15 protein-coding genes and 1 pseudogene are annotated in these 18,691 nt (G+C 64.0%); 13 read left to right on the forward strand and 3 right to left on the reverse strand.

The features are described from left to right. Window positions 1-49 precede the first annotated feature (49 nt). Both AC06E9_RS07580 and AC06E9_RS07585 read left to right on the forward strand, forming a co-directional pair. Window positions 50-1,297, forward strand: coding sequence for a TolB-like translocation protein (locus tag AC06E9_RS07580; RefSeq protein ID WP_461769834.1), 1,248 nt, complete (start codon window positions 50-52; stop codon window positions 1,295-1,297). Between the two features lie 301 nt (window positions 1,298-1,598). Next, window positions 1,599-1,859, forward strand: a pseudogene (locus AC06E9_RS07585) (transposase); the annotation flags it as partial. 205 nt (window positions 1,860-2,064) lie between these two features. Here the strand turns inward: AC06E9_RS07585 and AC06E9_RS07590 are convergent. After that, entirely contained in the window at window positions 2,065-2,499 is a 435-nt protein-coding gene (locus tag AC06E9_RS07590) for a DUF3693 domain-containing protein (RefSeq protein WP_478055816.1), read from the reverse strand. 122 nt (window positions 2,500-2,621) lie between these two features. On the opposite strand from AC06E9_RS07590, the gene AC06E9_RS07595 reads away from it, so the two are divergent. The 8 genes from AC06E9_RS07595 (at window position 2,622) to AC06E9_RS07630 (ending at window position 7,457) form a co-directional block, all read left to right on the forward strand. Then, on the forward strand, window positions 2,622-2,819 hold the full coding sequence (locus tag AC06E9_RS07595; RefSeq protein ID WP_478055817.1) for a hypothetical protein: 198 nt from the start codon (window positions 2,622-2,624) through the stop codon (window positions 2,817-2,819). Window positions 2,820-3,019: 200 nt separating this feature from the next. Beyond that, entirely contained in the window at window positions 3,020-3,952 is a 933-nt protein-coding gene (locus tag AC06E9_RS07600) for a rolling circle replication-associated protein (RefSeq protein WP_478055924.1), read from the forward strand. Further along, window positions 3,949-4,239, forward strand: coding sequence for a single-stranded DNA-binding protein (locus AC06E9_RS07605; RefSeq protein ID WP_478055818.1), 291 nt, complete (start codon window positions 3,949-3,951; stop codon window positions 4,237-4,239). The genes AC06E9_RS07600 and AC06E9_RS07605 overlap by 4 nt, the downstream gene beginning before the upstream one ends. Window positions 4,240-4,242: 3 nt before the next feature. Further along, a complete protein-coding gene (locus tag AC06E9_RS07610; protein ID WP_478055819.1) occupies window positions 4,243-4,491 on the forward strand; it encodes a hypothetical protein in 249 nt (82 codons plus the stop codon). A gap of 42 nt (window positions 4,492-4,533) precedes the next feature. Beyond that, window positions 4,534-4,662, forward strand: a complete 129-nt coding sequence (locus tag AC06E9_RS07615; RefSeq protein WP_478055820.1) for a capsid protein — start codon at window positions 4,534-4,536, stop codon at window positions 4,660-4,662. 141 nt (window positions 4,663-4,803) lie between these two features. Further along, window positions 4,804-5,811, forward strand: coding sequence for an attachment protein (locus AC06E9_RS07620; protein WP_478055821.1), 1,008 nt, complete (start codon window positions 4,804-4,806; stop codon window positions 5,809-5,811). Window positions 5,812-5,820: 9 nt separating this feature from the next. Further along, the gene (locus AC06E9_RS07625) at window positions 5,821-6,141 is read left to right on the forward strand and encodes a phage coat protein (RefSeq protein ID WP_478055822.1); all 321 of its coding nucleotides are present in this window, start codon (window positions 5,821-5,823) and stop codon (window positions 6,139-6,141) included. Further along, window positions 6,141-7,457: a zonular occludens toxin family protein gene (locus AC06E9_RS07630; protein ID WP_478055823.1), complete on the forward strand. Its 1,317-nt coding sequence runs from the start codon at window positions 6,141-6,143 to the stop codon at window positions 7,455-7,457. The genes AC06E9_RS07625 and AC06E9_RS07630 overlap by 1 nt, the downstream gene beginning before the upstream one ends. A gap of 160 nt (window positions 7,458-7,617) precedes the next feature. Here AC06E9_RS07630 and AC06E9_RS07635 read toward each other — a convergent pair whose 3' ends face one another. Together AC06E9_RS07635 and AC06E9_RS07640 are read right to left on the reverse strand one after the other, a co-directional pair. Then, on the reverse strand, window positions 7,618-7,986 hold the full coding sequence (locus AC06E9_RS07635; RefSeq protein WP_478055825.1) for a DUF3653 domain-containing protein: 369 nt from the start codon (window positions 7,984-7,986) through the stop codon (window positions 7,618-7,620). Window positions 7,987-8,258: 272 nt separating this feature from the next. Continuing rightward, a complete protein-coding gene (locus AC06E9_RS07640) occupies window positions 8,259-8,690 on the reverse strand; it encodes a hypothetical protein (RefSeq protein WP_461769824.1) in 432 nt (143 codons plus the stop codon). Window positions 8,691-8,706: 16 nt separating this feature from the next. Between AC06E9_RS07640 and AC06E9_RS07645 the strand changes: the two genes are divergently transcribed. From AC06E9_RS07645 to AC06E9_RS07655, 3 genes are all read left to right on the forward strand, one after another. Further along, window positions 8,707-9,480, forward strand: a complete 774-nt coding sequence (locus AC06E9_RS07645; protein ID WP_152153206.1) for a hypothetical protein — start codon at window positions 8,707-8,709, stop codon at window positions 9,478-9,480. 207 nt (window positions 9,481-9,687) lie between these two features. Continuing rightward, window positions 9,688-18,399, forward strand: a complete 8,712-nt coding sequence (locus tag AC06E9_RS07650) for a GH36-type glycosyl hydrolase domain-containing protein (RefSeq protein ID WP_478055826.1) — start codon at window positions 9,688-9,690, stop codon at window positions 18,397-18,399. Continuing rightward, window positions 18,396-18,656: a hypothetical protein gene (locus AC06E9_RS07655; RefSeq protein ID WP_478055827.1), complete on the forward strand. Its 261-nt coding sequence runs from the start codon at window positions 18,396-18,398 to the stop codon at window positions 18,654-18,656. The genes AC06E9_RS07650 and AC06E9_RS07655 overlap by 4 nt, the downstream gene beginning before the upstream one ends. Window positions 18,657-18,691 lie beyond the last annotated feature (35 nt).

Here is an 18,691-nt window from a genome sequence, read left to right on the forward strand (position 1 = left end):
AAACAGGCGAGTTCCTTTCAGCAGCCCTCTCATTCCCTGGGTCATCCTGATGGTGGCCATTTCCGTCAGCGCAGCCCCGGCCAACCGCCAGCCAAGCCCATCGCTGTTGAGTCTGGGGGACGATGGCAGGCAGGGGAACGCGTTCAGTGTGCGCCCGGAGATCTCGGCTGACGGCCAAGTAGTGGCGTTCATCTCGATGGCAAGCAACCTTGTGACGGACGCGCGCCCAGGCTTGAATATCTACGTTCGTGACGTAGGTCTTGAGACCACGCGTCTCGCTTATCGTGACGCTGGAGCAATTGGTGCGGTTGACACGGATCCGACCATTTCCGGCAACGGGAAGGTGGTGGCGCTGGCGTCGACGGTGGGCATCGGGTTCCACACGTCGGCGCGCCAGATAGTCCTAGTAGAAGGCGATGAGAGAGATGTTGTGAGCCGCAACGATGACGGCGACGTGTCAACAGGACAGAGTGTCACCCCGTCTTTGTCGTTTAATGGCCGCCGCGTCGCCTTTGTGGCAGTTGCCGAAAATCTGGCGCCGGGCTGCAGCGAACGGTTCTCGGCCATCTACCTGCGCGACCGCGCCACCGGTACCACACGTTGCCTCAGTGTTGGCAAGGACGGCCAGCCTGCCGACGGGGCAAGCCTTCAGCCCGTGATATCGGCCGATGGGATGTTTGTTGCCTTCCGGTCCGCAGCGACTAATTTGGTGGCTGGTGATACCAACGGCGTTGATGATGTGTTCGTTTACAGTGTGGGTGAAGCAACATTGCGGCGGGTCAGCGTGGGTGCCGATGGTGCCCAGGCCGAAGGGGAGAGTAGTGACCCTTCCATCTCGGGGGATGGAACGAACATCGCATTCCTGTCCCGAGCTGGAAACCTAGATCGCCGTGCTATGAACGGCGAATACGCGGTGTTTGTACGTGATCTCAGCAATTCCACAACGCGGCTCGCCAGTGTGTCTAGCAAGGGTAAGGCAGCAGAGACCTTCTCGGGGCAGCCGCGGATATCGGCCGATGGCAGGTATGTTGCATTCCTGAGTCCGTCTTCCGTGCTCGCCGGGAAGCGATCAAACGGTAAACGCCAGATATATCGTCACGACCTAAGCACCGGCGACACCATCCTGGTCAGCCGCGGGCATGATGCGTTGCCAGGGAATGGAAACAGTTTCCAGCCCGCCATTTCCGCTAATGGACAAATGATGGCCTTCCGATCAGCCGCCTCCAATCTCGTCAAGGAGGATACCAACCTGACGGATGACGTCTTTCATATCACTCTCCCAGTTTCCGACCGTTGATCAAGAAGCACAGTAGACCGTCATCGGTCCTAACTACTGTGCCAGACTGGCATAGTTCTTCAAGTCTGGTTTGGGGTCCCCTCGGCTCTGGGGAAGATCGGGCTGACCTAGCTCAACGAGTGGATCGGCTGACCGTACTGGCGTCAGATGATCCGTGCCCTGGCTGCTACTGCTCACTTCAGCAGCGTTGATCTGTTACCAGGATCCTTGTCCATTCGCTATGACCACTCGTAAGCTCCCCCGGCAGCCAGACACCCGATAAGTAGAACTTTTTGGCATCTTTAACCAGCCAGGAGGTTGCATGCGCACATCAAAATTCACCGAGACGCAGATCATCACGATCCTTAAGCAGGGCGATGCCGGGCTTGCGGTGAAGGATCTATGTCGCCAGGCCGGCATCAGCACGGCGACGTATTACCAGTGGAAGAGCAAGTACGGCGGGCTTGAGGCGTCCGAGCTTCGTCGAGTCAAGGACCTCGAAGCTGAGAACGCCAAGCTCAAACGCATGTATGCGGAAATGGCGCTGGATAACGCGGCACTGAAGGACCTGATCGCAAAAAAACTGCAGGGCCGGGTCAGAAGCCGGTGGGTCATTACATCACTGCGTGGGAGTCAGATCTATTGCGCCGGGAGGAGACCTTGTCGAGGCGTGAGTACGATCCGCATCGTCGGCTTGACCCCTGAGCGATCTGTGGCGTCAAAAAACGTACTTACGCCGGACAAAGTACAAATATAGTTGGCGCAAAAGTACAAATTTAGTTGTCCCGTCAGCAGGGAGGAAAGACTTGATCCACAGCCAGACCAGTTTCAGCCTGCCAAAGTTCATTTCGCATAATGTATACAGAGTCGCTCGCGGAATGCCCCACAGCCGCCTGTGCGTCGCCGGGAGAGGCGAGGCCGACCCCTAGCGTTAGGGCCATAGCGGTTGCCGCAAGTCGCCGCCACACGGCCTTCTCCTCGCGACTAATAGCCCGCGCCTCTCCGACCACGCCAAGCACCTGTGCAAGGGGAATTCCCGTAATCCCCGCGATAGTTGCGCACGTCACCGTATCCGGAAACTTCTTGCCGCCGCGCCAGTTGCTCACGGCCTGACGGGACACGCCCAGCTTCCGGGAAAGGTCGCTGTCAGACGCAGCACCGCTTGCCTCAACTGCGCGGTTGAGGATCTCCTCGAAATTCATTTGTCCACCCGTCGTTGACATGTTGTCCACCCCCAGTGTACTTTCCCGCCTGTCCACCGGCGGTGGACACCCGCCAGCCGGTCCCCCTAGGCCGCTGGCGGGAATCTAGGGGCTGGGGGCAGGGGTAGGGGATGCACGGATACATGTTCGCCATCGTGGCCGCAGCAGCGCTTGTGGTTGTGATCGGAATTGCTCGACTCGTTGCGTGGGGTATCGACCGCAAGGAAGAGCAGGGGGCCAAGGCAATCCGTGACGCCATGCGAGTGGCCCAGGCACGCGCGGAATTCCTGCCGACACCGAGTCAGATCCGCCATGCCGCCGGGGCGCGTCATGACCACTGACGATTACGTCTATCTCAACCTGCTGACGCTCGTCGTGTTCGGTCTGATTCGCGGCGCGCTCTGGTACTTCAAGTGGAGGCGTGGCGATGAGTGATCGCTCCGGCCACTGCAACTTCTGCGGCGAACCGACCGTCTATTTTTTTGCTGGAGGCATCTGTGCTGCCTGCACGGGTAAGAACGCACGGATCAAGCTCGATGGCATGACGCCTGCGCCGCGCGCAGAGCTTGCCGCGTTTGATGACGCCATCGGTGTGATGCACGCCTCCGCACGTCGCACCGAAATGGCCTCAGAGGCAATGCAACGCAATAAGCGCGCTTCCGGCGCTTCTCTTAAGTCGTACCTCGCAGCGGCTCCGATCGCGTTGACCCCGGAGGGCCAGCGCGAAGCGCTGGCCCTTGGGCTTGTCCATTACAAAACAAGTGACAACGCGCCGAAGCACGGCCGTCTGTCAATCGAGATAGACCCGCTGCTGGCGCGGGCGCAACGGCTGCGCAAGTCCGTCATTACGAGTGCACGACTTCATGACCAAGAAGCGAAGAAAGGATCGCGCCGTGGCGCGTGGTACATGCTCACGCTCACCTACCGAGACGGAAGCAATAGCGGCCCTCGTGACGTTAGCGAGCTACTTAAGCGCATGCGGGGGCACTTCAATGGAATTGTCTCTCGGGCCCGACGGTTCGCGGGTGAGGTGTTCCGTTATTTATGGGTCGGCGAGCTTACCCAGCGCGGCCGCCCCCACTACCACCTCCTGATCTGGGTGCCCAAGGGCATCTACTTCGGCAAGGTTGATCGTCGCGGCTGGTGGCCTCACGGCAGTAGCCAGATCGAGAAAGCCCGCAACGCTGTTGGCTACCTCGCAAAGTACGCATCGAAGTTCACCAGTGTCATTGCTGGAGCGTTCCCCAAGGGGTTTCGCACGCATGGCTGCGGTGGCCTCGACACAGAATCCCGCCGCGAACTGCGGTGGTGGAAAGCCCCTGTATCGGCCCGTGAAGCGCTCGGCGGCGAAGCCGACATTCGCAAATGCCAGGGCGGCTATTTCGACAAGCTCACCGGGGAGTTCTGGTCGTCCCCATGGAGAGTCGCTTTTGCATTCGGCCGGACCATCGCTTGGAAGGTAATCCCACTATGAAAGTCCAGATTCTCACTGAGTCCGTCTCCGTCCGCAGCTTCCCTGCACGCGACGGCAAAGCCGCTGTCAACTTCACCGAACAGAAGGCCGCTGTCATTCGTGACGGCGACTTCCCGCTCCCGTTCACCATCGGCCTTGATGAGGGCCAGCAGCCGTACAAGGCAGGCACCTATGAGCTGTGCCCCACGTCGCTCCAGAGCGGCAAGTTCGGCGGTCTGGAATTCGGTCGCCGTATCAAGCTGCTGACCCCGTCACCTGCGCCCGGCCCGACGCCGGTCAAGGCGTAAACCATGGCTCTGTGCGTAGCCCTGCAGCCTGACGGCACTCTCCTGCCCACCGGACAGTCGGTCACGGAGTGTGCGGGCTACGTACTTGTCAGTGCGTCGGAACACGGCGTGTACGCGGTAGTACAGCAAGCATTTTCGATGCCCACACCGGAAGAGGCCCTTTTGTGGTCAACGACCTGTTGTGGCGCAGTTCTCCTGTGGTTCGTTGTGGGGCGCATCGCCGGTAGCGTCGCCACGATTTTTGACAGATAACCGGCAAAAACCAATCAATCAACTCATGCAAGGAGATACACCATGGAACAGATTCTCGCTGGTCTGGACGTCGGCCCCGCCACCATCGCTCTCACCGGTGCCTGCGCACTGATCGCGCTGGTGGGCTTCACCAAGTGGGCGGGTAAGAAGGTGGCCGGCCTCTTCGGCTGATGCAGGGCAGGGCGGGGCGGTGTTTCGACATCGCCCTTGCTCTATGTGGGGATCGAAGGGAGTCCAGGACATGATCGTTTTGGTGTTGTGTGGATTCATCGGCGCATGCTGCGGTATGGCCGGTGTCAAGGGAATGGACGCGTGAGCCTCTTGCGTTCGTTCACCGTCCTTCAGTTGAAACGCACGATATGGCTGCTGGCGCTGATCGTTGCTTGCGGCTTCGCCGCACCTTCCGCGTTCGCCGTTGACCAAGGCGAGGCGTTTCAGGAGTGCCAGACCTACACGCCCGTGAACAACGCCATCGTCTCCGTTTCTAGGCGCAGGTGTGACATGGAAGGTCTCGATGCTAGCGGCAAAGGTCGTTACACGATGGTTTATTGGGGGCTCAACGCCGACGGCAATGAAGTCGGCGCTTACGGCGGCTATATCTTTGAGTTTCAATCTACGTGTGCCAAGCGTCCAGAGGAAACCGGCTGGAAGGGTAGCGGTGCTGCGGGCACTGGCTCGGTCTGCCACAACGGTTGCGCATACGAGGGCTCTGTCTATGCAGGGTCCCCGACTGGCCGACTGTTCACCGCTAACGGCCAGACCTGCAAGAACAGCGATCTTCCCTCACCTGAGACACCTGATCCGGGTGACGGCGATGGCGATGGTGGCGGTGGTGGCGAAATTCCCGGCGACGGTGATGGTGGTGGCGGCGACGGCGGTGGAGATCCGGGCGGCGGCGGTGGTGATGGCGGCGGCGGGAACGGCGATGGTGACGGTGACGGTGACGGTGATGGCGACGGTGATGGCAATGGCAGCGGCCCAGGCACCGGCCCCGGCCCCGGCGATGGCGAAGGCGATGGCGACGGCTCAACGCTTCCCGAAGGCGAAATGTGGAAGGCCCCCAAGGACACGGTGCAGAGCGTGTTCGATGATTTCTATGACAAGGCCAAGAAGACCAAGGCGGTCGATGGCATCACGAATTTCCTAAAGGTATCGGGCGGCGGATCTTGCCCGACCTTCACTTTGCCAGCGTCCATGTTCTGGCGTTCTATGACCTACAACGCTCACTGCTCGGGCGACTTCTTGGCGATGTTGCAGCTGTGCGGATTCGTGATCTTCGCGTTCGCCGCATATGCCGCTGTCCGCATCTCTCTAACCTGAGGAACTCCAATGCTTGCTGGCTGGATTGACGATTTCAAACAGTGGCTATGGAACCTCGTGTTGAAGATGTTTGACACGTTGTGGGACATGGTTATCGCGTCGATTGTTCGCACCTTCAAGATGCTCACGGAACTGATCTTGTACGTGCTGGCGAAGCTGCCCTTGCCGGAATTCATGCAGAACACCAGCATCGGCGACATCTTGTCGAAGGGTGGCAACACCGTCATGTGGTTTGTGCAGCTGTTCCAGATTGGCCCGTCTCTCGCCATGATCGGCGTCGCCATCGTGTTCTATCTGCTCCGCCGCGTACTTACGCTGGGAATCTGGTAATGCTCGTATTCAATGAAGGTGTCCCGCGTGCGGGCAAGAGCTATGACGCTGTAAAGAATCACATCCTCCCGGCCCTGAAGAAGGGCCGTCGTGTTTATGCCCGATTGAACGGCCTGCGCCACGACAAGATCGCAGCGCACTTGGGCATGGCTGAAAGTGACGTTCTGGCGCTGCTCATCTTGGTGGACACCAAAGAGGTGTTGACCATGTTCGCCTGCAGCCAGGACGACACCGGCAAGTGGTGCATCCCGGATCACTTCAAAGATGCGTTGGTGGTGATCGATGAGGTGCACGAGTTCTATGTCAACGAGCGCAAGCCGCTGGAACCGGCTGTAGAGAATTTCTGGGCGCTGCTCGGTCAGAACGGTGGTGACGGCGTCATCATGACGCAGTGGATCAACCGCCTTCACCCTGCGGTCAAGGCGCGCATTGAGCGCAAGAACACGTTTCAGAAGCTGACCGCGCTGGGCGCAAAATCGCGCTATCGCGTGACGTTTTTTCACACGACGTCGCCGGGCAAGTTCGAGAAGGTCGGCGGCCAGACGCAGAAGTACGACCCGGCCATTTTTCCGCTGTATGACGGCTATGCGCCGGGCGCGGACAACACCGAGGTTTACGAGGAAGGCGGAAAGACCGTATGGGCCGCATTGGCCTTAAAGGCCGTTTTCATGCTGGTGCTTGGCGCTGTCGGCCTGTACTTCTTGGTCGGGTTCTTCCGCACGGACAAGCCCAAGACGGCCCCGGCACGCTCTACCGCCTCTCAGCCCGCGCAGGCGCGTTCTCAGCCCGTGGGGCAGGGCGCAGAGCAGGGGCGGGGCATACAGGGCGAACAGGCGCATCCTGAGCCGGAACCCGACCCGCTTGCCGACCTGACCACAGAGCAGCGGTACATCGTGGAGCTTGGCGAAAGGGGCCGTATCCGTCTGGCGATGCTCGCCCAGGTCGCGGGCGAAGATCGAGCATGGGTGCAGTGGATCGCCAACGACACCAACGAGGTCATTGAGCAGCTGGACATGAGCCAGCTTCGGGCACTGGGCTATCAAGTCGCCGTGGAGTCGTATGGCCTTCGCCTGTCGGCCGGTAGCCATGTGGCGGTTGCTACGGCATGGCCGTACAACGCGCCTATTCGCGAGAAGGATGCGCGCCTGTACAACCTCTCAAGCGACGGTTCCGGCACTGCGACTGCGAGCGCAGCGAGTGGGAGCGGTGCTGGCACCGTCGCGCATGGTGCCATCGGCGGAACGCTGGTCAGCGTCGGTACGCGCCCGGTAGGCACGTTCCCCGAATCGGTCCAGAACCGCTACTCTGGCCGCTGACAAGGAGGCCTTATGACTGACGACGGCGCGATACTGCTGTTCTGCATCACGGTGATTCCGGTCCTCATAGGGCTGGCATGGGGTGAAGCTGAGGCCTACTTTCGCCGTCGCCGGGATCGTCGGTCCGGGGTGTAGGGGCAGCGCCCCTACGGGCAACGCTTTATCCGCGCTTGGGTCCTCGTGGCCCACGTGACATATGGACCACGTTGGAAGGTTCGGCGCCGGTACCGGGATCACCCATGCCCAACCGCCGTTCTCTGCGAGTTCTGACGTACTCGCGCAGGTATACGACGCTGGAATCCATTGTGGTGCAGCGCTTTCCAGATGCTGCCGATCGCGTGGGCCGCGGCCGGGCTTCCTCCATCATCAGCCGCCATTCCCTTGCGATGTTGCAGGTCAGTGACCACCAGGTCATGTCGCAGGGTTCAAGGCTGTGGCCCTCAGGGGTGAACATATGGCCCCCCTGAAAACCGAAACCGGCCCAAGGGCCGGTCATGTCGATGCGGTCGTGCGGGTCCATCGTGGTCATGCTGCGATCTCGTCCTTGTTGGGCTCCCGGGCAGGGAGGCAAGACTTGATCCAGATCCAGATCCACACCAGACGCCTCGTTATCCTATTTCGCATAATGTATATTATGTAAAGACGCTGGCGGCCATAGTGAGGTACCTCGTGGGCCTGCTCAAGCTACTACTGGCGTCGCTCTAGCCTCATCGAGGCTCCACGGAAAAACCAGCATTGATGCACGGTCCACGACCTGACCGGCCCCACCTTGATCGCCATAGGCGTCACCCCTACACGCCGTTACTTGCAGGCGGCGTACACCTTGTCGTCCATCTGCCGACTAAGCTCAAACGAACGCTTGATGCCAGCTGCACGGTAAACCGCGTCCCGATGATCTTTGGCCGCTTGGCAGCGATCAGGCTCTTTGTACTGGCTTACCACGACACCCCTGACACCACCACCAGACGATGCCTGGTAAGACTGCCGTTGATCACGCTGACGCATGTCCTGCCGTATACGCTCCAGGCGCAGCTGGTTTTCGTATGTGTCGTATTGCGGCGTGGCATCCCACGTCTTTTGGGGCGCGCTGTTGGCGCACGGTGCAGATTGGTAACTGGTCTTCCCACCTTCAACGCACTTATGCACCTGCTGTGCAGATGCCGAGCCGGCAGCCATAGCCGCCAGCAACAGAATAGCTCTCACGTCCATGTAGCCCCCTATAGCTGAGGACATCATAGCTCCCGCGGCCGTGACCGGTCACATCGAACCGAGCTGCAAGGCTGCTGCCAGGCGCTTCACAGGACGCAAGCGGTTCAAGGGCGATGATGAGTATCAGCGTGATTACATGCGTCGACTCGACCGGATCAGCCTCAACGTGCTTCAGAACCTGCTTCATTTCGCCCCACTGATAACCGCAGCCATGACCTGCGTGACGGCGTTGATCTGGGTCGTCTACCTGAATTTCTTCCTGCGCAGCTACCGCCGCCAGCAGCGTCCTTCCATCCTGATCACGTCGGGCGCGGGCAAGGACTTGGATGCGCACTGCTTCGTGACCAATCTGGGACTTGAACCGGTCTACCTGCTCGATGTGGTCATCGACCTGATTGAGCCTACTGGGAAGGTGGTCCGCGCGATCATTCCCGAACGCACAGAGCGTTGGAGCCAAGCGATTCCCGGCGACGACGACGATGTCCGCCGTGCGACCAACGTGGGTGCGCTCAGCAGCGGCGGCGAACGAGACCTGGGCCGATTCCGGACCTTGATCGAGCGCGCCAGCATGGAGAACCCCGACATCGCCGCCGAGAACGCCTTCACCAGTCTGGAAGTCACCGTGGTGACGGTCACGGCGAGCCAGGCAGAGCTGTGTGGCGCTTCGCGCTGCTACCGCATCGAGCAACGCGCCGGTGGCAACGCTCGACTGAGAGCAAGAACCATCAAAGCACGCCAGCTGCAGGGGTACTTTGCGCGCCGTAGTCTGACTCGCCTGTTGACTGACCAGTTGAAGTCCTTGGATACAGCGTAATCCCATTCACGCCCCTCGTTGTGGTGGGTAGTCGGCACTGCCCTGCCCTCGAACCTAGAGGCCGCTGACGATTGACGGCCGCACTGTACCGACGGCCTGAGGTTGCGCCACGGCCACCCGGGCTGCTCGATCTCTCCCCGCCTTCACAGCTACCACGCCACCCCGAATGCAACTATGAAGGCCGCGACCTGCCCCCCTCGGTAAACCATGCCCCACTTTCGTCGTCTTTTTGGTCGTTGGCTCCGCCTGCGTCGTCTTGTCCGTTGGCGTTGGCGGGAGCGCCAGGCCTCGGTTCCGGCCATCGAAGCCACCGAGGTTCCCCTGCGTGCGGCGCTGTACAGCGTTGAACAGATGGAGGTGTACGGCCGCGCACTCGCGCGCCAGCACCGGGTGCGGATGCGACCTGGCGCAGAGCGCCTGCTCGATCGCCTGCAGGCCAACGAACGTGTCCTGGAAGATGCCAACACGCTGCTGAGCAACGTAGTGCGCGAACAGCGGCCGGTGACCCCGGCCGGGGAATGGCTGCTCGACAACTACTACCTGATCGAAGAACAGATCCAGACCGCGCGACGCCACCTGCCGCGCGGCTACAGCCGGCAGTTGCCTTCGCTGGTCGCCGGCCCCTCGGCCGGGTTGCCGCGCGTGTATGAGCTGTCGATGCAGGCGATCGCGCACGGCGATGGCCGCATTGATGGCGATACGCTGGGCCGCTTCATCGCCTCGTACCAGTCGCTGGCGCCGCTGAGCCTGGGCGAACTGTGGGCCGTTCCGATCATGCTGCGCCTGGCCCTGCTGGAGAATCTGCGGCGCATGGCGGCGCGGGTGATGCGCGACGGGACGGACCGTGGCCTGGCTGCCCAATGGGCGGACAGTCTCAACCGCGCGGCGTCCGACACCCCGACCGATGTCGTGCTCGTGGTGGCGGACATGGCACGCTCCGAGCCACCCTTGACTGGCGCCTTCATCGCCGAGCTGACCCGGTCGCTGCAGGGGCGCGGCGGCGCGTGGGCCATGCCCGTCGCCTGGCTGGAACAGTGGGCCGCCGCGGCTGGGCAGCGCATCGACGAACTGGTCGCCGCCGAGGGGCAGCAGCAGGCGGCTGACCAGGTCTCCATCGGCAACAGCATCGGCAGCCTGCGCTTCCTCTCCACCATGGATTGGCGCACCTTTGTCGAAGACATGAGTGTGGTCGAGCAGCGGCTGCGGGAAGACCCGATGGCCGTCTATCCGCAGATGGATTTCGGCACCCGCGATGCCTATCGCCATGTTGTAGAGAAGATCGCGCGCGGCAGCCGCGTCGCGGAAGAACGCGTTGCGACCATCGCGCTGGATCTAGCACGCGCGGCTGCGCCGCACGATGGGCCACGTACGCACGTGGGCTATTGGCTCGTGGGCGAAGGCGTGGACGCCACCGTGGCCGCGGTGGCCGAGGCGGCACCCCGCCACCGCAAGGCACGGCGGCTGGCGCACCGCGTGCCCCTTTCGCTGTACCTGCTGCCGATCGTCCTGCTGGCGGTAGTGGCCACCGCTGGCCTGCTGGCCTCGGGCAGTGGTTCGGTGCCCGTGTGGCTGGCCGCGCTGTTCGGGCTCCTGGTGTTCAGCGAGCTGGGCATCGTCCTGGTGAACTGGACGGCGACGGTACTGGTCACGCCCAGGCCGCTTCCCAAGCTCGATTTCAGCGAAGGCATCCCTGCGGCCTGCTCCACCGTGGTCGCGGTCCCCTCGATGTTGTCCAGCATCGACGGCATCGATGTCCTGACCGAAGCGCTGGAGGTCCGCTTCCTGGCCAATCGCGACCCTCAGCTGCGCTTCGTGCTGCTGACGGACTTCCTCGACGCTGCGGCCGCCGAGACGCCGACGGACGACACCCTGCTCGCGCACGCCGTGGAGCGCATCGAGGAATTGAACAGTCGCTATGCGGCCGAGCGCGGCGATCGCTTCTACCTGCTGCACCGCCCCAGGCAATGGAACCCGGGTGAAGGGGTGTGGATGGGGCACGAGCGCAAGCGCGGCAAGCTGGCAGCGCTCAATGCCCTGCTCCGCCAGGGCGATGCGGTCGCGTTCATGCGCACTGTCGGTGACACGGCGGCCCTGATCGGCGTCCGCTACGTCATCACCCTGGATTCGGACACGCAGCTTCCGCGGGATGCCGCACGCGCCTTCGTCGCCACCCTGGCGCACCCGCTCAACCGCCCGCGCTTCGATCCGGCCCTGCAACGCGTGGTGGAGGGCTACGGCATCCTGCAGCCCAGCGTCGGCACCAGTCTTGGCACGCGCCGCACCTCGCGGTTTGCGCGGATGTTCGGCAGCGAACCCGGCATCGATCCGTACTCGCGCATGGTCTCGGATGTCTACCAGGACCTGTTCGACGAAGGCTCGTTCGTCGGCAAGGGCATTTATGACGTCGAAGCGTTCGAGCATGCGCTCGAGGGCCGCCTGCCCGAGAACCGTATCCTCAGCCATGATCTGCTGGAAGGCTGCTATGCACGTGCCGGCCTGGTCAGCGATGTGCGCCTGTACGAGGACTATCCCGAACGCTACGCCGCCGATGCCAAGCGCCGTGCGCGCTGGATCCGCGGCGACTGGCAGCTGTTGCCCTGGTTGATGCCGTGGACACCGCGCCCGGGATCGGGCTGGGAACGCAACCGGCTCAGCCTGCTGTCGCGCGGCAAGCTGCTGGACAACCTGCGCCGGAGCCTGGTGCCGATCGCTGCCTTGGCCTTGCTCGTGGCGGGCTGGCTGTATGCCGAAAGCCCGGCTGCGTGGACGGCATGGGTGCTGGCACTGTGGTTCGCGCCGCCGCTGATCGGCATGCTGCGCGATGCGCTGAGCGTTCCGGACGACACCCCGCTGGAAGCGCACTACATCATGGTCGGGCGCGGCACGCTGCAGTCGTTGCTGCGCGCGGCCACCCAGGTCGCGTGTCTGCCCTACGAAGCGTTGCTTGCCGGTGGCGCGGTGCTGCGCACGCTCTGGCGCATGACCGTCACCCGCCGCCATCTGCTGCAATGGAACCCCTCCAGCGAAGTCGAGCGCCGCCTCGGCAGCGACCGCGGCGCGGAATGGCGGGTGATGGCGCCGGCATCGTTGCTGGCAATTGCGCTGGCGGCAGTGGTGGCCAGCGTGGCTCCGCAGGCGCTGCCTGTCGCCCTGCCCCTGCTGTTGGCGTGGACCTTCGCGCCCGCGTTGATGGCGTGGCTCGGCCGGCCGCCGGCTGCAAGCGTGGCCGAACTTTCGGTGACACAGCGGGCATTCCTGGGCCGGCTGGCACGGCGCACCTGGTCGTTCTTCCAGGCGTGGGTGCGCGAGCAGGATCATTGGCTGCCGCCGGATAACATCCAGGAGCATCCAACCCTGGTGGTGGCGCGGCGCACCTCGCCGACCAACATCGGCTTGTCCCTGCTGGCCAATCTGTCGGCGTGGGATTTCGGCTGGCTCCAGCTGGGCGCGGTCGCGGAACGTACCGCCCTCACCTTCGATACGCTGGACCAGCTGCCGCGCCATCGCGGCCACTTCCTGAACTGGTACGACACCGAAACCCTGGCGCCGCTGCAGCCGCGCTACGTCTCCACCGTGGACAGCGGCAACCTGGCCGGCCACCTGCTGACGCTGCGCCAAGGCCTGCTCGCGCTGGTGGACGCGCCGGTGCTGGCGCCACACACCTTCGACGGCCTGGCCGATACGCTCGGCGTACTGGAAGAGGAACGGCAGCGCCATCGCCCCGCTGACGCACCACTGGGCGAGGCGCTCAACCACCTTCGCCAGCGCCTGGCCTCAACGCGTACCGATCCACCCGGTGGCACGGCGCAGCTGCTCGCCCGGTTGCAGGAGCTGGCCGGTCTGGCCGACGCCGTACTGGCGCAATGGCCGGCACCGGAGTCGCCCGAGGAAGGTGCGCTGCACTGGCCGGCCCTGTTCGCTGCCGAATGCCATGCCGCCCATGCAACACTCGCCGACCTCCCTGCCGATGCCGGCGCCGACGACGAGGCGCAAGTACCGAGCCTGCGCGAGTTGGCCGCCCTGCCCGGCTCCGTCGGTGCGGACGCGCGCGCGCGCATCGAGCAGCTGCAGGCGCTGGCGCATCGTGCCGGGCAGTTCTCGCTGATGGAGTACGGGTTCCTGTTCTACCGCACTCGGAACCTGCTCTCGATCGGCTACAACGTCGACGACCATCGCCTCGACAACAGCTTCTACGACCTGCTGGCTTCCGAAGCGCGGCTGTGCGCCTTCGTCGCCATCGCCCAGGGCCAGTTGTCGCAGGAAAGCTGGTTCGCGCTCGGGCGGATGCTCACCGAGGTCAACGGCACACCGACGCTGTTGTCGTGGAGTGGCTCGATGTTCGAGTACCTCATGCCGCAGCTGGTGATGCCCAGCTATCCCGACACGCTGCTCGACCAGACCGCGCGGCATGCGGTGGAGGCGCAGATCGTCTACGGCCGCACCTTGAATCTGCCGTGGGGCGTGTCCGAGTCGGGCTATAACGCTGTGGATGCGCGCCTGAACTACCAGTACCGCGCGTTCGGCGTGCCCGGGTTGGGGCTCAAGCGCGGCCTGGGCCAGGATCGGGTGATTGCGCCCTATGCCAGCATGATGGCGCTGATGGTGGCGCCGGAGGCGGCGTGCCAGAACCTCCAGGCACTCGAAGGGCTGGGGTTCTCCGGGCGCTTCGGTATGTACGAGGCGATCGACTACACCCCCGCCCGGCTACCGCCGGGGCAGGATCACGTGCTGCTGCGCTCGTTCATGGCCCACCACCAGGGTATGGGCCTGCTGTCGCTGGATTACCTGTTGCGCGACCAGCCGATGCAGCGCCGTTTCGTTGCCGATACCGAGTTCCAGGCCACCTTGCTGCTGCTGCAGGAACGCATTCCGCGCATCGGCGTGTTCCATCCGCATGAGGTCGAAGCCCTCGGCGAGCACTCGGCCATGGCCGAGCACGAGACCTCCCTACGCGTCCTGCGCGACCCGGCTGGCCCGCGCCCGGAAGTGCAGCTGCTCTCCAACGGGCGCTACCACGGCATGCTGACCCATGCCGGCGGCGGCTACAGCCGCCACGGCGACCTGTCACTCACCCGCTGGCGCGAAGACGGCACCACCGATGCCTGGGGCACGTTCTGCTACCTGCGCGACGTGGACAGCGGCGAGTTCTGGTCTGCCGCCTACCAGCCCACCTGCGTGGCGCTGGACCATTACGAGGCGATCTTCTCCGACGCCAAGGCAGAGTTCCGTGGTGCCCGCCGCGGCTGCGAGAGTCATCTGCAGGTCGCCATTTCCGCCGAGGACGACATCGAGCTCAGGCGCCTGCGCCTGACCAACCGCGGCCGTCGCCAGCGCACGGTGGAGATCACCACCTATGCCGAAGTGGTGCTGGCGCCCGCAGCCTCCGACGATGCGCACCCGGCCTTCAGCAACCTCTTCGTGCAGAGCGAGATCCTGGCAGCCAAGCAGGCCGTGCTCTGCACGCGCCGGCCACGTTCGCACGACGAAGTGCCACCGTGGATGTTCCATCTGGTCGCCGTGCATGACGCCGAGGTGGTATCGATCTCGTACGAAACCGACCGTGCGCGCTTCCTGGGCCGTGGCAACACGCCGCGGACGCCGCAGGCGTTGACCACCGATACCGACCTCTCCGGCACGGACGGCTCGGTGCTCGACCCGATCGTGGCCATCCGCGTGCGGGTGGTGCTGGAGCCCGAGCAGACCGTGCAGCTGGACATGGTGTATGGCATCGGCGCGGACCGCTCCGGGTGCGAGGCGATGGTCGACAAATACCGTGATCGCCGCCTGGCAGACCGCGTCTTCGACCTGTCCTGGACACACAGCCAGGTGGTGCGCCGGCAGATCAACGCCAGCCAGGCCGAGGCGTCGCTGTACGAGCGCCTGGCCAGCCACGTGTTGTATGCCAATCCGCTGCTGCGCGCGGGCGACGCCGTCCTGCAGCAGAACCAGCGAGGGCAATCCGGGCTGTGGGGCCATGCCATCTCGGGCGACCTGCCCATCGTCCTGCTCAAAGTCACCGACGCGGAGAACGTGGAACTGGTCAGGCAACTGGTGCAGGCGCATGCGTATTGGCGCCAGAAGGGACTCAACACCGATCTGGTCATCTGGAACGACAGCAAGGCCGGGTATCGACAGGAACTGCAGGACCAGATTCTGGGGATGGTCGCCGCCAGTTCGGAGACGGGCCTGCTCGATCGCCCCGGCGGCATTTTCGTGCGGCCGGTGCAGAACATGAGCCACGAGGACCGCATTCTGTTGCAGGCGGTTGCGAGGGTGGTGCTCAGCGACGAGGACGGCACGCTGGCCGCCCAGGTGGGGCGTCAGCCCCTGCCCGTGAGACGCATTCCGGCCCTGGTGCCGCAGGCGGAGCAGCAGGAGCTCGTCCTGGCGATGGAAGAGACGCCCGGGCTGGCCATCGTCGCCGACCCCGGGCCCGAACCCGGACTGCCCCCGGGCGTTGAGCACGACGAAGAGGTGGACGACCCGTGGCCGTTCCTTCCGTACCGCGGCGCCGGCCTGTTCGACAACGGCACCGGCAGTTTCAGCGAGGACGGCCGCGAATATGTGGTGGTGGTGCGCGAAGGTGCCCCGACCCCGGCGCCTTGGGCGAACGTGATCGCGAACGCCCGTCTGGGCACGGTCGTCAGCGAGAGCGCACCGGGCTACACCTGGTTCGAGAATGCACACGAATTCCGCTTGACGCCTTGGCTCAACGATCCGGTGTCTGATACGGGCGGCGAAGCCTTCTACGTGCGCGACGAGGACACCGGCCGTGTCTGGTCGCCGATGCCGCTGCCGTGCCGGGGTACCGGCGCGTACCGTACCCGCCATGGCTTCGGCTACACCGTCTACGAACACATCGAAGACGGCATCGTCAGCGAGTTGTGGGTCTTCGTCGACGTCACCGCCCCGCTGAAGTTCTCGGTCCTGCGGTTGCACAACCTCTCGGGCAGGCCACGGCGGCTGTCGGCCATCGGCTACGTGGAATGGGTCATGGGTGACCTGCGCCCGAAGTCGCGTATGCACGTGGTCACCGAACGCGACCCGCAGACCGGGGCGCTGATGGCGCGCAACAGTTACAGCACCGAGTTCGGCGGCCGGATGGCCTTCTTCGACACCGATGCCGAAGGCTGCGGCTGGACCTGTGACCGCCTGGAGTTCATCGGTCGCAATGGCGGCCTGCACGCACCGGCGGCGTTGCGGCGCGAACGTCTGGATGCACGGGCGGGTGCGGGGCTGGATCCCTGCGCGGCGATCCAGGTGCCGCTGGAGCTGGCGCCGGGCGATCGCAGTGAAACCACGTTCCGCCTTGGCGCGGGGCGCGACCGCGAGGAAACGCTGGCGTTGGCACGAAGCCGCCAAGGCAATCAGGAAGCCATCGATGCACTGGACGCCGTGCGCATCCACTGGCGCAATGTGCTGGCCACGGTGCAGGTGCGCACGCCGGACCCGGCCTTCGACGCACTGGCCAATGGCTGGCTGGTCTACCAGACCCTGGGCTGCCGCTACCTGGCACGCAGTGGCTACTACCAGTCAGGCGGCGCATTCGGCTTCCGCGACCAGCTGCAGGACGCGCTCGCCCTCGTACACGCGCGCCCGGACCTGACCCGCGAACACCTGCTGCTCTGCGCGGCACACCAGTTCACCGAAGGCGATGTGATGCACTGGTGGCACCCGCCGCAAGGCCGCGGCGTGCGCACCCGTTGCTCGGACGATTATCTGTGGTTGCCCCAGGGCGCATGCCGCTACCTGGAGGTCACCGGCGACGCCAGCGTGCTGAACGAAGTGGTCGGCTACATCGAGGGGCGCGCGGTGACACCGGAAGAGGAAGGCTACTACGACATGCCCACCCTTTCGGCGCAGCGCGGCACCCTGTATGCGCACTGCGTCGTCGCGCTGGAACGCGGGTGCCGGTTGCTCGGCGAGCGTGGGCTTCCCTTGATGGGCAGCGGCGATTGGAACGATGGCATGAACCGCGTCGGCGACCAGCAGCGCGGTGAAAGTGTGTGGCTCGGGTTCTTCCTGCACGACACGCTTCGCCGCTTCATCGGGCTGGCCAACGCGCGTGGCGATGCCCCGCGTGCACAATGGTGCGAAGAACAGGCCGAACGCCTGCGCCAGAACCTGGAACACCATGCGTGGGATGGGGCGTGGTATCGCCGCGCCTGGTTCGACAACGGCGCCATGTTGGGCTCGTCACAGAATCAGGAGTGCCGCATCGATTCGATCTCCCAGAGCTGGTCGGTGCTGTCAGGCGTGGCCGCGCCTGAGCGTGCCACGCAGGCCCTGGATTCGCTGTACACGCATCTGGTGCGAAAGGACGCCAAGCTGATCCAGCTCCTCGATCCGCCGTTCGACCAGACCACGGAGGACCCCGGCTACATTCGGGGTTACGTACCGGGCGTGCGCGAGAATGGCGGCCAGTACACCCACGCGGCGGTGTGGGCGGCAATGGCATTCGCACAGCAGGGCGATGCAGTGCGTGCCTGGGAGCTGGCCGGCATGATCAACCCCCTCAACCACACACTGGACGCCGAGGCGGTCCAGACCTACCGCGTCGAACCCTATGTGTTGGCGGCCGATGTCTATGCCGTGTCGCCGCACGTCGGGCGAGGTGGCTGGACGTGGTACACCGGGTCGGCCGGCTGGATGTATCGCCTGCTGGTGGAATCCCTGCTCGGCATCCGTCGCGACGGTGATCGTCTTTCGCTCGAACCTTGCCTGCCCGATCATTGGCCGTCCTTCGAACTGAGCTACCGCTTCGGGCGCAGCCTGTATGAGTTCGTGGTGACCCGCACGGCGCAGGGTCGGCCGACGCTGCATGTGGATGACGTCCTGCAGCCGGACCTCAGCGTCCTGCTCCGCGACGACGGCCATTACTACCGTGTCGCGCTTGATCTGGATGCACCGCCGGGATGAACGTGCGTCCCGACATACAGGTGCAGCTCGATGCGCTGGCCGGGATGCTGGTCCACTGGATGGCGCAACTGCGCCATCCAGCGCAGTTCTGGCCCCAGTTCGAGGTGCTCGCTGGAGAGATTCTGGATCAATGCGCGCAGGCAGAGAGAGACCACGCGTGCGCGTGCATTCAAGCCATGCTCAAAGAGCATGCCCTGGAGATTCCGGCGTGGCACGAGCGTGATGACAGCGTGCCGCCGAGAGAGCCAGGTGCGTGATGACCATTGCTATCGAAAGTGGCCAGCAGCAACAT

This window comes from Stenotrophomonas sp. Steno-Z10-BAI (genome assembly GCF_056393115.1).

Excerpts from the sequence above, each read along its gene's own strand:
- AC06E9_RS07580 (WP_461769834.1), top strand. The coding sequence starts at position 50 with ATGGTGGCCATTTCCGTCAGCGCAGCCCCGGCCAACCGCCAGCCAAGC.
- AC06E9_RS07590 (WP_478055816.1), bottom strand. The coding sequence starts at position 2,499 with ATGTCAACGACGGGTGGACAAATGAATTTCGAGGAGATCCTCAACCGC.
- AC06E9_RS07595 (WP_478055817.1), top strand. The coding sequence starts at position 2,622 with ATGTTCGCCATCGTGGCCGCAGCAGCGCTTGTGGTTGTGATCGGAATT.
- AC06E9_RS07600 (WP_478055924.1), top strand. The coding sequence starts at position 3,020 with ATGACGCCTGCGCCGCGCGCAGAGCTTGCCGCGTTTGATGACGCCATC.
- AC06E9_RS07605 (WP_478055818.1), top strand. The coding sequence starts at position 3,949 with ATGAAAGTCCAGATTCTCACTGAGTCCGTCTCCGTCCGCAGCTTCCCT.
- AC06E9_RS07610 (WP_478055819.1), top strand. The coding sequence starts at position 4,243 with ATGGCTCTGTGCGTAGCCCTGCAGCCTGACGGCACTCTCCTGCCCACC.
- AC06E9_RS07615 (WP_478055820.1), top strand. The coding sequence starts at position 4,534 with ATGGAACAGATTCTCGCTGGTCTGGACGTCGGCCCCGCCACCATCGCT.
- AC06E9_RS07625 (WP_478055822.1), top strand. The coding sequence starts at position 5,821 with ATGCTTGCTGGCTGGATTGACGATTTCAAACAGTGGCTATGGAACCTC.
- AC06E9_RS07630 (WP_478055823.1), top strand. The coding sequence starts at position 6,141 with ATGCTCGTATTCAATGAAGGTGTCCCGCGTGCGGGCAAGAGCTATGAC.
- AC06E9_RS07635 (WP_478055825.1), bottom strand. The coding sequence starts at position 7,986 with ATGACCACGATGGACCCGCACGACCGCATCGACATGACCGGCCCTTGG.
- AC06E9_RS07640 (WP_461769824.1), bottom strand. The coding sequence starts at position 8,690 with ATGTCCTCAGCTATAGGGGGCTACATGGACGTGAGAGCTATTCTGTTG.
- AC06E9_RS07650 (WP_478055826.1), top strand. The coding sequence starts at position 9,688 with ATGCCCCACTTTCGTCGTCTTTTTGGTCGTTGGCTCCGCCTGCGTCGT.
- AC06E9_RS07655 (WP_478055827.1), top strand. The coding sequence starts at position 18,396 with ATGAACGTGCGTCCCGACATACAGGTGCAGCTCGATGCGCTGGCCGGG.